The following is a 12860-nucleotide window of genomic DNA, read 5'->3' on the forward strand; positions in this document are numbered from 1 at the left end:
CGGGACGCGGTCGCGCCCCGCCGCGTCGAGGATCACTGCTGCCGGGGTCGTCTGGCAAGCGCTGTCCCACGGGACGGACGGCGGCGCTAGGCCCGCACGGCCTCCGGTTCGGGCGCGGGTCTGGTCTCCCGGACCGCCACCGCCGCCGCGATCGCCGTGGTGATCGGCACCGAGGCCACCAACCCGATGCTGCCCACCAGCGTGCGGACGATCTCGGTGGCCACGTCCTGCGCGGTGACCACCACGCCGATCCCGCGCCCGGAGAGCGAGAACAGCAGCAGCAGGGGGAGCGCCGCGCCCGCGTAGGCCAGCACGAGGGTGTTGACCGCGGACGCCACGTGGTCGCGGCCGATCCGCATCGCGCGGGTGAACAGGGCCCGCGCCCCCAGCTGCGGGTTGGCCTCGCGCAGCTCCCAGACGGCGCTGGTCTGGGTGACGGTGACGTCGTCGAGCACGCCGAGCGCGCCGATCACGACGCCCGCGAGCAGGAGGCCCCGGGCGTCGACCCCGGTGCCCAGCGACGCGATGAGGTTGCTCGTCTGCTCGTCGAGCCCGGTGAGCTTGGCCGCGCCGGCGAACGCGGCGCCCAGCCCGCCGATGAGCGCGAGTGACAGCAGCGTCCCGAGCACGGCGGTGGAGGTGCGGGCCGACGGGCCGTGCGTCAGGTACAGCACCACGAACATGATCAGGCAGGAACCGACCACCGCGACGGCCAACGGGTCGCGCCCGGCGAGGATCGCGGGCACGACGAACAGCAGCAGCACCACGAAGCTCAGGGCCAGGGCCGCGAGCGCGGCGAGACCGCGCCAACGCCCCAGCAGCAGCACCGCGGCGGCGAACAGGCCGGCCAGCCAGGCGAGCGGCGCGCCGCGCTGGAAGTCGACGATCTGGTAGGAGCCCGCGTCCTCCGGATCGGCGCCCGACCAGGCCAGCACCACCTGGTCGCCGACCGCGAACCGCGGAGACCCCGGCTCGACGGGTACGACCTGCACGAGATCGCGGTCGGGGCGGGGACCGTCGGCCATGTGCACGACGAGCGCGACGCAGGCGCCGTCCCCGGAGCCCTGCGTGCAGTCGGTGACACGTGTGGCCGTCACCTGCGCCAATACCTGCTCCTGGGTGATGGGTCCGGCCGTCGGAGGGGGTCCCCCGGTCGGCCACAGCAGCACCAGGCCGACGAGTGTGGCGAGCGCGCACGGGACCAGCAGCGCGGCGATGACGATCCGCACCCGGCGCCCGGCGGGGCGGGCGGGTCCGTGGCCGTGCCCCGTGGCCGGCTCGGCGTCCCGGTCCGGGCGCAGGCGTCGGAGCAGGGACCCCCCCGGACCCGCGCGGGCCTTGCGACGGCGCGGCGCCGCCTCGTCGGCCTCGGCCGTGCCGGACCGCTCGTCGAGTTCGGGCGGCAGGTCGTCGAGGCGCAGGGCGGGTGTCTCCGTGGTGGTCTCCACGAAGAGCTCGGCGGGCACGCCGGGCGGGTCGCCCGGGCGCCGGTCGGGCAGGCCGGGTGCGGCGAGCGGGGGGTCGGGTGCCGTGCCCCGGTGGTGCCCCTCCCGGTCCGCGGCCCGGCTCGCGGCCGAATCGGGGAACGACGGCCCGGATGTCTCCACACCGCCCCGTGCCGCGCTCGGGTGAGCACCGTCGGTGCCGATGCGGCTGCTGCTGTCGTGCCGGGCGGCTCCCGGCGGTGTCGCGCGGTGGCGGTCGGGTGGGCCGGAGCGTACGGCCGGCCGGCGCATGCTCTCGAGTGGCGGGTCGTCGTGCGGCTGGTCGGCGTACCTGTCAGCGCGCCGGGGTCCACGGAGGGGTTCAGCGGCGTACGGGGCCTCGCCGTAGGAGCCGGTGTCGTAGGGGTCGGCGGCGAACCGGCCCGAGCGGGACGGCTCCGCGCGGTGGGGGCCGCTCTGGTGCGCGCCGCCGTGACGATCCGCCGCTCGTGCCGTGGCCCGCTGCGGGTCGGCGGCGCGCCGCTCGGCGGTGTCGTGGCCGTTGCGGTCCTGCGCCGGATCGGCGGGGGAGGCGACGTAGGGGTCGCTGCGGTACCAGTCGTCGTAGCCGTCGCGGCCGGCATCGGTGTGCCGGCTGCCGTAGGGGGCGTCGGCGTCCGCCGGCCGGGCGTGCCGGGAACGGCGGGGCCTTCGAGGCGGCCCGGCGGGGGCGTCCGCCGCGGGCGTCAGGCCCGCCGGGTCGGCCTGCCCGGGGCGGTGCCGGCCCGGCTCGCCGCGTGGGGCGCGGGCCGCTCCCGTCGTCGCGTCCGGTTCGTCTGGCACATCCCCATCCTGTCAACGGTCCGGGCGCTCCGGCCGTCCCGTCCGCCCGCCGGTGCTCCGTGCGCGGTCACCGGCCCTGTAGCGCGTCTCCTGCGCCGTCGTCCGCGAGCTGGGCGAGCACCCGCTCGGCGACGTCGTCGGGGGAGCCGGTGGTCTCGACGCCCGCGCCGGGCTCGTCGGGACCGAGCGGTTCGAGCGTGGCGAGCTGGCTCTGCAGCAGCGAGGGTGGCATGTAGTGCCCGCGGCGCGCATCCACCCGCTCCTTGATCAGCTCGGGTGGTGCGAGCAGGTGGACGAACCACACCGAGGGGTGGCCGTCGCGCAGCAGGTCGCGGTAGCTGCGTTTGAGCGCCGAGCAGGTGACGACGGCGCCGCGCCCCGCCGCCTCCTGCTCACCGATCCAGGCGGCGATCCGGCGCAGCCACGGCCAGCGGTCGTCGTCGTCGAGGGGCACCCCCGAGGCCATCTTCGCGCGGTTGGCGTCGGTGTGCAGGTCGTCACCCTCGACGAAGGCCCATCCCGTCCGTTCGACGATCTCGTCGGCGACCGAGGTCTTGCCGACCCCGGACACGCCCATCACCACCAGCGTGCGCGTCATGGTCGAAGCTTGGCGCATCGCCGAGGCGCGCGCTTGCGTGAGGTGGCGAACGTATGTTCGAATCACGGGATGGGATCGGGTTTCCGGTGGGGCGGGCAGCAGGTGCTCGACGACGGTGTCGGCGATGCGCCGGCCCTGCCGGGCCTGCGTGGTGTGCTGCGGTCGGTGCGCACGCCCGAGTTCGCCGACACGGTGTTCCACGAGGTCGAGGCGAAGTCCGTGCTCAACCGGGTTCCGGGCGAGTCGGCGATGCCGTTCCGCTGGACCGTCAACCCCTACCGGGGCTGCTCCCATGCGTGCTCCTACTGCTTCGCCCGCAACACCCACACCTACCTGGGCCTGGACGCCGGGGCCGATTTCGACGGCCAGATCGTGGTGAAGGTCAACGTGGCCAGGGTGCTGGAGCGCGAGCTGCGGTCCCCGCGGTGGGCGCGGGAGCCGGTGGCGATGGGCACCAACACCGACCCGTACCAGCGCGCCGAGGGCCGCTACCGCCTCATGCCGGGCGTGATCAGCGCGCTCGCAGGGTCCGGCACCCCGTTCTCGGTGCTGAGCAAGGGCACCGTGCTGGCGCGGGACCTCCCGCAGCTCGCCTCCGCCGCCGGCGAGGTGCCCGTGTCGCTGGGCGTGTCGATCGCCCTGCTCGACCGCGCGCTGCAGGCGCGGCTGGAGCCCGGCACGCCGTCGCCGGCTGCCCGGCTGGACCTGGTCAAACGGATCACCGATGCCGGTCTGTACTGCGGGGTCATGGTGGCGCCGGTGCTGCCGCTGCTCACCGATTCGGCCGAGGCTCTCGACGCCCTGTTCGGCCGCATCGCCGCGGCCGGGGCGAGCGGGGCCACCGTGCTGGCCCTGCACCTGCGCCCGGGTGCCCGCGAGTGGTTCCACGCCTGGCTCGCGCGCGAGCACCCGCACCTCGTCGAGCCCTACGCGCGGCTGTACCGCCGCGGCGCGTACGTCGACCCCGAGTACCGGCGGGCCCTGGCCGAACGGGTACGGCCGCTGCTGCGCCGCCACGGACTCGAGCGCGGCGTCGGCATGCTGCGCACCCCCGCGGCGTCGCGTCCGGATCCGCCCGCGCCGGCGGCGGAACAGCTCACCCTCCTCTGACCGGTCGCCGTGGTGCGGGGTGCGGGGGAAACCGGCTCGACTCTGCCGGATAGCCTCTTCGGTTGTGATGCGCAGCCACCCCACCGGCACTCTCCGTGCCGAACACGCCGGCCAGTCCGTGACCCTCTCCGGGTGGGTGGCGCGCCGCCGCGATCACGGTGGCGTGATCTTCATCGATCTCCGCGACGCCTCCGGCTCGGCGCAGGTGGTGTTCCGCGAGGGCGAGATGGCCGAGCGGGCGCACCGGCTGCGCGCGGAGTTCTGCGTGCAGGTCACCGGCGAGGTCGTCCGGCGTCCGGCCGGCAACGAGAACACCGACCTCGCCACGGGCGAGATCGAGGTCACGGTCACGGAACTCACCGTGCTGTCGGAGGCGGCGCCCCTGCCGTTCCCGCTCGACGAGCACGGCGGCGACGCCGGCGAGGAGATCCGGCTCAAGCACCGCTACCTCGACCTGCGCCGCAGCGGGCCGGCGTCGGCGCTGCGGCTGCGCAGCGAGGCCAACCGGATCGCGCGCACCGTGCTGCACGACCGCGACTTCGTCGAGGTCGAGACGCCCACGCTCACCCGCTCCACGCCCGAGGGCGCGCGCGACTTCCTGGTGCCGGCCCGCCTGCGTCCCGGCTCCTGGTACGCGCTGCCGCAGAGCCCGCAGCTGTTCAAGCAGCTGCTGATGGTGGCAGGCACGGAGCGCTATTACCAGATCGCGCGCTGCTACCGCGACGAGGACTTCCGCGCCGACCGCCAGCCCGAGTTCACCCAGCTCGACATCGAGATGAGCTTCGTCGAGCAGGACGACGTGATCGAGCTCGGCGAGCAGATCGTGGCCGCGCTGTGGTCGGAGCTCGCCGGCTACGAGGTGCCGCGCCCGATCCCGCGCCTCACCTACGCCGACGCGATGGCCCGGTACGGCTCCGACAAGCCGGACCTGCGGTTCGGCGTCGAGCTCACCGAGCTCACCGAGTACTTCGCCGACACCGCCTTCCGGGTGTTCCAGGCGCCCTACGTCGGCGCCGTGGTGATGCCGGGCGGGGCGAGCCAGCCGCGCAAGCAGCTCGACGCCTGGCAGGAGTGGGCCAAGCAGCGCGGCGCCCGTGGTCTCGCGTACGTGCTGGTCGACGACGACGGCACGGTCAGCGAGCGCGGCCCCGTCGTGAAGAACCTGTCCGACGCCGAGCGCGAGGGTCTGGCCAAGGCCGTGGGCGCCGGGGCGGGTGACGCGATCTTCTTCGCCGCAGGTCATCCGTCCGACGCGCGCGACCTGCTGGGCGCCGCGCGCGGGGAGATCGCGCGCCGCTGCGGGCTGGTGGACGAGAGCGCCTGGTCGTTCGTGTGGGTCGTCGACGCGCCGATGTTCGAGCGCATCCGCGACGACAAGGGCAACGAGCTGGGCTGGACGGCGGTGCACCACCCGTTCACCTCCCCGAACGGGGAGTGGCTCGAACGCTTCGAGTCCGCGCCCGACCAGGCGCTCGCCTACGCCTACGACATCGTCTGCAACGGCAACGAGATCGGTGGCGGGTCCATCCGTATCCACCGCTCCGACGTGCAGGAGCGCGTGTTCGCCCTGCTCGGCATGGACGAGGCCGAGCAGCGGGAGAAGTTCGGCTTCCTGCTCGACGCGTTCGCCTACGGCCCTCCGCCCCACGGTGGCATCGCGTTCGGCTGGGACCGCACCTGCATGCTGCTCGCCGGCGGCGAGTCGATCCGCGACGTGATCGCGTTCCCGAAGACCGGCGGCGGGTACGACCCGCTCACCGCGGCGCCCGCGCCGATCACGGCAGCGCAGCGCAAGGAGGCAGGGGTGGACGCGCAGCCCCCGGCAGCGCCACCCGCGGCCTCGCCCGCTGCGGACGAGCCGCCCACGAAGCTGTGACGGCCGCGGCCGACACGCGGCCGCACACCCTCCGCACACACCTGGCGGTCCGGTGCTGCACATGAGGGTCATCGCGCCCACCGAGCGGACGGACGCCGTGCGCGAGTTGCTGCTGGACGCTGCCGGCGCCACGCACATCACCGTGCTGCCCGGGGTGGCCGTCCAGCCCCCGGGGGACGTCGTGGAGGCCGATGTCGCGCGGGAGTCCGTGGACGACCTGCTGGGGCAGCTGTGCGCGCTGGGGATCGACCGGACGGGCGGCGTGACGCTCGAGCTGATCGACACCACGCTGTCCGACGCCGCCGACACGGCCGAGGAGACCGCTCCCGGGGACCCGCAGGACGCCGTGATCTGGGACGAGGTCGTGGCGCGCACCGGTGAGGAGTCCCGGTTCTCGTTCAGCTTCCAGGCCTTCCTGACGATCGCGTGCCTGCTCGCGGCGGTCGGTGCCATCACCGACTCGCCGGTCACGGTCGTGGGGGCGATGGTGCTGGGGCCGGAGTTCGGGCCGCTGGCGGCCGTCGCCGTCGGGATCGTGCTGCGCCGCGGCGACCTCGTCCGCCGAGGCGGTTTCGCCCTCGCCGTCGGGTTCCCGCTCGCGATGGTGGCCACGGCGCTCGCGTCCCTGCTGTTCGACGCCACCGGGCTGCTGTCCACCGCGCAGCTGGCCGATCTCGACCAGGTCGGGTTCATCTACGAGGTCGGGCCGTTCTCCCTGATCGTCGCGCTGCTCGCGGGCGCCGCCGGCATGCTCTCGCTGACGTCGGCGAAGTCGGCCGCGCTCGTGGGCGTGTTCATCTCGGTGACCACCGTGCCCGCGGCCGCGTTCGCGTCGGTCGCGCTGGTCGAGGGCCGGTACCTGCAGGCCCTCGAGTCCGGGATCCAGCTCGCCGTCAACCTCGTCGGCATCGTCGTCGCGGCGGCCGTGGTGCTCCTGCTCGCCCGCCGTCCGCGGCGGGGGAGCAGGAAGCTGTCAGCGGGGTAGGGTCGTGGCGATGGTTCGCGACCTGGGCAGCTTCCCCAGGCCGGTGCTGGCAGCGCTGGCTGCCGCCGAGCGGTTGCTCACCCGCCGGTCCGGCGCCGGCGTCGTGCTCGCCGACCCGGAGGACCTCGGCGGCAGCGACCGGTCCGTGGTGGCCCGTGCGCGCTTGGCGCGCAACCCGTTCTCCTTGCCGCGCACGATCGTGGTGAAGCACTACCTCGCCGAGCCCGATCCCGACCGGCCCGACCCGTTCCACTACGAGGTCGCCAGCTGCCAGCTGTTCACCGCGCTCCCCGCCGACGCGCGGCCCAGCCCGGTGCTCATCGCGCACGACCCGCAGGCCCGGCTGCTGGTGCTGGAGGACCTGGGCCGCAGCTCCACACTCGCTGACAAGCTCTTCGGCACCGACCCGGCCGGGGCGCACCGCGACATGCTGAGCTGGGCGCGGGCGCTGGGCCGGATGCAGGCGGCCACCGCGGGCCGGGAAGGCGACTTCGGGGCGCTGCTGCGGCGGCTGGGGGAGCGGGCCTGGCGCGACCCCGTGGCCGAGGAGGCGCGGGTGGCGCTGGCGAAGGGGCCTGCGCTGCTCGCCCAGGAGCTCGGCGTCGACGCCTCGTCCGCGGCCACCCTCGAAGCGCACGAGACGGCGCGGCTGCTCGGCGGCACCCGCTACCGCGCCTTCAGCCCGTCCGACACCTGCCCGGACAACAACCTCGTCACCAGCCGCGGCGTCCGCTTCGTCGACTTCGAGTGGGGCTGCTTCCGCGACGTCGCGCTCGACGCCGCCTACTTCCGCGTGCCGTTCCCGAGCTGCGAGGCGAGCTTCGCCCTGCCCGACGGTCTGGCCGACACGATGCTCGAGGCGTGGCGCAACGAGATCGCTGCTGTCTGGCCCGACCTCGACGAGCCCGACCTGCTGGAGCGCCGCCTGCTGCACGCCCAGCTGCTGTGGGTGTGGCTGTGCACCTGGTGGCTGCTGCCGCGGATCCGCGAGCGCGACCGCCCGATCGGCCCCGACGCCACCCGCTCGCCGCGCATCAGCACCGCGCTGGCCCACTACTGGCGCAAGATGGCCCGCGCCGCGGAGACGGGCGGGCTGCCGGGCACCGCCGAGCTCGGTGACGCGGTCGCGGACGCGTTCGCGAAGCGGTTCCCCGATGCTCCCGGCACGCTGCCGGTCTACCCGGCGTTCCGCTCTGTCGCCTGACCGCTCGCACACCGGAAGCATCGCTGCCACACCGACTGCAGTCGGTGCGGCAGTACCGCAATCGGTGTGCCACCGCCGTCGCCGTCGCCGCGGCGGCTCGCACACCGACATCAGCAGCCGCACACCGACACCTGGCCCCGCACACCGACTGCAGTCGGTGTGCGGGCACCGGAATCGGTGTGTGAGCGGTGGGCTGCGCCCAAGCGTTCGCCGACCTGCCCACGCGGCGTCATCCGGCGCACACCCCGGCGGAGCCGGGATCGGTGAAGGTGTCGGCGTGAGCGTGCAGCCGTTGATCATGCGGCCGTTGACCGTGCCGCCATCCGCCGATCGGCCCAGCGTCCCCCACCTCTCCCCCGTCCCCGCGCCGTCCGCCCCGGCGTCGCGGACCGCCCGCGTCCTCGCCGCCCTCGGGGACTCGACCGCCGTCGGGCTCGGTGATCCGGTGTCCGGCGGCGCCTGGCGCGGGTTCGCCGTCCTGCTGGCCGAGGCGCTCGGCGCCGAGCTGGTGAACCCGTCCTTCACCGGCGCCCGCATGGCCGACGTGCGGCGCGCGCAGCTGCCCGCCGCGGTGGCCGCGGCGCCGGACGTCGCAGTGGTGTTCGTCGGCATGAACGACACGCTGCGGTCGGACTTCGACCCGGCGCGCCTGCGGGACGACTGCGCCGCGATCGTGGCCGCGCTGCGGGAGGCCGGCGCTTACGTGCTGCTGGTGCGCTACCACGACCACACGCGGGTGTTCCCGTTGCCGGCGCCGCTGCGCCGGGCCCTGCAGCGACGGGTCGTGGCGTTGAACGCCGCCACCGCGGCAGTGGTCGAGGACGACCCGGGCGGGATCGCCGTGCTGGATCTGGATCTGCTGCCCGGCGGCTACGAGCGGGCGTCCTGGGCGGTGGACCGCCTGCACCCCTCGGAGCGCGGGCACCGCCTGCTCGCCGGCGGGCTCGCGGCGCTGCTGGCCGACGCGGGGTTCGCGGTGCCGCGTCCGGTGAGCCCGGAGTGCGGAGGGGGCAGGGAGGTCACGGCGCTGCACCGGGCCGCCTGGTTGATCTTCAGAGGCGTGCCCTGGCTCGTGCGGCGGGGCGGCGACCTCGGGCCGGTGATCCTGGCCGGCCTGGTGAGCGAGCTGCGTGCCACCGGCCAGGGCTGACCGACGCGGGTTGCCTCAGGCGGCGAGGCGCAGCGGCGCCGGAGCCGAAGGCGCGTTGACCTCGAGGAGGGCCTCGATGCGCCACAGCTCGCCGCGGGTGCAGGTCGGGCAGATCCAGGTGAGCGACCCGTCGCGCTCGTGCAGGCTGCTCCACGCCAGCCCGGCGGTGTCGGCGGGGGTGCGCGGCAGGGCGCAGAGCGGGCACGTGGTGCTGTCCATGGGGCCGAGGTTCCCCGACCCGGATTGCCGGGGCGTGAACCCCGCGAGAAGGTTCACGCTGCGTGGATGTCCGACTACCGGACGTCCTGCTGGGTCCGCAGGAACCGGTCGATCCGCACCAATGCCTCCTCCAGCAGCGGCAGGGCAGTGGCGTACGAGCAGCGCACGTGCCCCTCGCCGGACGGGCCGAACACGCTGCCCGGCACCACCGCCACGTGCTCCGCGTGCAGGAGCCGCTCGGCGAACGTCTCCGAGTCCAGCCCCGAGGAGCGGATCGACGGGAACGCGTAGAACGCCCCGCCCGGTTCCGGGCACTCCAGCCCGGTCTCGCGCAGGCCCTTGACGAAGACGCGGCGGCGCCGGTCGTAGTCGGCGACCATGGCGTCGACCTCGTCGTCCGGTGCCGACAGCGCCTCGACGGCCGCGAGCTGCGAGACGTGCGGCGCGCACAACATCGTGTACTGGTGCACCCGGACCGCCAGCTCGGCGACCGGCGCGGGCGCGCAGATCCACCCCACCCGCCAGCCCGTCATCGCGTGCGCCTTGGAGAAGCCGCCGAGCAGCACGGTGCGCTCGCGGGCGCCGGGGAGCGTGCCGAGGCAGGTGTGACCGCCGGTGTAGGTGAGCCGGTCGTAGATCTCGTCGGAGACCAGGTAGAGGTCGTGCTCCTCGGCCAGGCGCACCAGCGCCTCGAGCGCGGCGCGTGGCTGCACGGCGCCTGTCGGGTTGGCGGGTGAGCCGAGGAGGATGGCCTTCGTGCGCGGGGTGATCGCGGCCGCGACGACGTCGGCGTCGACGGCGAACCCGTCCTCCCACCGCGTGGGCACGCGCACCGGGGTGCCGCCCGCGAACGCGACGCACGGCTCGTAGGCCACGTAGCAGGGCTCCGGCACGATCACCTCGTCACCCGGGTTGAGCAGCACCCGCAGGGCGAGGTCGAGGCCCTCCGAGACGCCGGTGGTGATCAGGCACTCGTCGCCCGGGTCGTAGTCGGCGCCGTAGCGCTTCGCCAGGTCGGCGCAGATCAGCTCGCGAAGCCGCGGCAGCCCCGCGTTGGACGTGTAGGTGGTGTAGCCCTGTTCGAGGGCGTAGATCCCGGCCTCGCGCACCCGCCACGGCGTGACGAAGTCCGGCTCGCCGACGCCGAGGGAGATCACGTCGTCCATCTCGGCGGCGATGTCGAAGAACCGCCGGATCCCCGACGGCGGGCAGGCCGCGATGACGTCGTTGAGCGGCTTCACGGGGTCACCGGCAGCCGGTGGTCGGCCTCCTGCGGGGTGAACGCGTCTCCGTCGCGCTTGTAGGTCTTGAGCACGAAGTGCGTGGCCGTGGACTGCACGCGGTCGATCGTCGAGAGCTTCTGGGACACGAAGTCCGAGACGGCCCGGATCGTGCGCGCCACCACCGTGCAGCGCAGGTCGTGGCTGCCCGACACCAGGTGGACGCTGCGCACCTCGTCGAACCGCGCGATCCGCGCCGCCACGTCGTCGAACCCGACGCCGCGTGCGGGCGCCAGCGAGACGTCGATGAACGCGGTGACGGTCTCGCTGGTCGGGTCGTCGTCGACGGCGTCCCAGTTCACCACCGCCTTGTATCGCCGGATCGCGCCGGACGCCTCCCACGCCGCGATCGCCGCACTCACGTCGGCGACCGGGAGCCCGGTCATCGTCGCGATCGTGTCGTGGGAGAGCTGGGCGTCGCGCTCCAGCAGTTCGAGGATCTGACGCACGGCCCGACCCTACGGCCCGGTGGTGCGCCAGGCCGCCTCGAGCCGCTGCACGGCGGTGTGCAGCGAGGCGGGCGGGTTGGAGGCGAAGCAGAGGCGGGCGGCGCCGGACAGGTCGCGACCGACGGCGAACGCGACACCCGGCACGAACCCGACCCCGTGCTCCAGAGCGCGGGGCAGCAGGTCGGCCGGGTGGGTGCCGTCGGTGAACTCCAGCCAGCAGAACATGCCGCCGGTCGGCGTGGAGCAGAGGGCGGCCGGCCCGAAGGCGGACCGCGCCGCGGTGGTGAGCGCACCGGCCCGCTCGCGCAGGGCGGCCCGCAGCCCCACCAGGTGCGCCGCGAACCAGGCGTGGTCGGCCAGCAGGTCGGCGGCGACGATCTGGGTGAGGCTGGAGGTGCACAGGTCGGTGCACTGCTTGAGCCGCTCGACGGCCCCGAGCAGCTCGGCGGGCCCGGTGAGCCAGCCGACCCGCAGTGCGGGGGCGAGCACCTTCGAGGCGCTGCCCAGCCGGACCACCCGCTCGCCGTACGCGGCCACGGGCACCGGCGGTGCGGCGTCGAACGCCAGCAGCCCGTAGGGGTCGTCCTCGACCACGAGGAAGCCGTACCGGTCGGCCAGCTGCGCGAGCGCCGCGCGGCGCGACGGGCTCAGCGTGGCCCCGCGCGGGTTGTGGAAGCTCGCCACGGTGTGCACCAGCCGCGGGCGCAGGCCGGCGGCCAGGTGGTCGGCGAGCACGTCGACGGCCATGCCCTCGTCGTCGACGGGCACCGGGTGCAGCGCCGCGCCCGCGGCCTGGAAGACCTGCAGCGCACCGACGTACACCGGGTCCTCGACGACGACCGGGTCGCCGGGATCGAGCACCGCGCGCGCCACCAGGTCGAGCGCCTGCTGCGAGCCGCTGGTCACGACCACGCCATCCGCCTCGACGGCGCGGCCGATCCGCTCCGACTCGTGCGCCGCGACGATCTCGCGCAGGCGCCGCAGCCCGGCGGTCTCGCCGTACTGGACGGCCGCCGGATCGGCCACCGCGGCGGCGAGCGCGGCGGCGATCCGCTCGCGGGGCAGCAGGTCGGTGCCGGGCAGCCCGCCGGCCAGCGAGATCACCTCGGGGCGGGCGGTCAGGGCGAGGAGGTCGCGGATCGCCGAACCGCGCACGTCGCGCAGCCGGGAGGAGAGAGGGAGGGGCAGGGAGAGGGTCATACGGACCGCCTTCGCGCGTCGAACCAGGAAGGAGGTCGTCCTGGGTCGGCAGGGCGAGTTGATCGGCGGGCCGGGTGCGGCCCCTTACGAGGATGCCAAACTATTCCTGCGATGCGGTACTGGGTTCTCGGATGCTGAGATGCGGTACGGCCGTACGGCCGCAAGACCCATGATCGACGTGTCGGCGCGTTCCCGGTTGAGCGTGTTGCCGAATTGAGGTCCGCGGATGCGCGATGGTGAGCGCAGCGAGAAGTACCTGACGGCGCCGCGACAGCACCCACGCACTGCTCGGACCGATCACCCGGCCCTGATCGCCCCGACACGTACGCGACCGTCGTAGCACCCGCGCTCTGGTGCTGATCAGATCGATCACCGCGGGCCGCGTCGCGACCGGCAGTGTCGATCAAGGGCGGAGGGTCGTGGTCGAAGATCGACCGACCACCATGTGCCCGTGATCGACGCAGCGCCCGCGGTACGCGCCCGACCCATCCGGCAACAAGCTCCCCCTGCGGCCATGTCCCG

Annotated in this window: 11 protein-coding genes; 5 read left to right on the plus strand and 6 right to left on the minus strand. The window is 74.4% G+C overall.

All coding sequences use genetic code 11. The annotated features are described in order from the left end of the window. Positions 1–86: 86 nt before the first annotated feature. Entirely contained in the window at positions 87–2267 is a 2181-nt protein-coding gene (locus CFP66_RS16055; RefSeq protein ID WP_233159462.1) for a YibE/F family protein, read from the minus strand. Between the two features lie 67 nt (positions 2268–2334). Beyond that, positions 2335–2865, minus strand: coding sequence for a gluconokinase (locus tag CFP66_RS16060; RefSeq protein ID WP_198961470.1), 531 nt, complete (start codon positions 2863–2865; stop codon positions 2335–2337). A 69-nt stretch (positions 2866–2934) separates the two neighbouring features. Between CFP66_RS16060 and CFP66_RS16065 the strand changes: the two genes are divergently transcribed. The 5 genes from CFP66_RS16065 to CFP66_RS16085 all read left to right on the plus strand — a co-directional run bounded on the left by CFP66_RS16065 (position 2935) and on the right by CFP66_RS16085 (position 9190). Further along, positions 2935–3975, plus strand: a complete 1041-nt coding sequence (locus CFP66_RS16065) for an Rv2578c family radical SAM protein (RefSeq protein ID WP_198961471.1) — start codon at positions 2935–2937, stop codon at positions 3973–3975. A gap of 64 nt (positions 3976–4039) precedes the next feature. Beyond that, positions 4040–5851: an aspartate--tRNA ligase gene (gene aspS, locus CFP66_RS16070; protein ID WP_094924688.1), complete on the plus strand. Its 1812-nt coding sequence runs from the start codon at positions 4040–4042 to the stop codon at positions 5849–5851. Between the two features lie 52 nt (positions 5852–5903). Next, positions 5904–6836: a DUF389 domain-containing protein gene (locus CFP66_RS16075; RefSeq protein WP_094924690.1), complete on the plus strand. Its 933-nt coding sequence runs from the start codon at positions 5904–5906 to the stop codon at positions 6834–6836. Positions 6837–6846: 10 nt separating this feature from the next. Then, positions 6847–8040, plus strand: a complete 1194-nt coding sequence (locus tag CFP66_RS16080; RefSeq protein WP_094924839.1) for a hypothetical protein — start codon at positions 6847–6849, stop codon at positions 8038–8040. A 277-nt stretch (positions 8041–8317) separates the two neighbouring features. After that, positions 8318–9190 (plus strand): SGNH/GDSL hydrolase family protein, encoded by an 873-nt coding sequence (locus CFP66_RS16085; protein WP_233159463.1) that lies wholly within the window; start codon positions 8318–8320, stop codon positions 9188–9190. A gap of 15 nt (positions 9191–9205) precedes the next feature. Here CFP66_RS16085 and CFP66_RS16090 read toward each other — a convergent pair whose 3' ends face one another. The 4 genes from CFP66_RS16090 to CFP66_RS16105 all read right to left on the minus strand — a co-directional run bounded on the left by CFP66_RS16090 (position 9206) and on the right by CFP66_RS16105 (position 12338). Further along, positions 9206–9409: a hypothetical protein gene (locus CFP66_RS16090; protein WP_094924692.1), complete on the minus strand. Its 204-nt coding sequence runs from the start codon at positions 9407–9409 to the stop codon at positions 9206–9208. 74 nt (positions 9410–9483) lie between these two features. After that, entirely contained in the window at positions 9484–10650 is a 1167-nt protein-coding gene (locus CFP66_RS16095; RefSeq protein WP_094924694.1) for an aminotransferase class I/II-fold pyridoxal phosphate-dependent enzyme, read from the minus strand. Beyond that, positions 10647–11138, minus strand: coding sequence for an Lrp/AsnC family transcriptional regulator (locus tag CFP66_RS16100; protein ID WP_158228115.1), 492 nt, complete (start codon positions 11136–11138; stop codon positions 10647–10649). The genes CFP66_RS16095 and CFP66_RS16100 overlap by 4 nt, the downstream gene beginning before the upstream one ends. Positions 11139–11147: 9 nt before the next feature. Next, positions 11148–12338, minus strand: a complete 1191-nt coding sequence (locus tag CFP66_RS16105; protein ID WP_094924696.1) for a PLP-dependent aminotransferase family protein — start codon at positions 12336–12338, stop codon at positions 11148–11150. Positions 12339–12860 lie beyond the last annotated feature (522 nt).

It is taken from the genome of Pseudonocardia sp. MH-G8, assembly GCF_002262885.1.
Lineage (GTDB): Bacteria > Actinomycetota > Actinomycetes > Mycobacteriales > Pseudonocardiaceae > Pseudonocardia.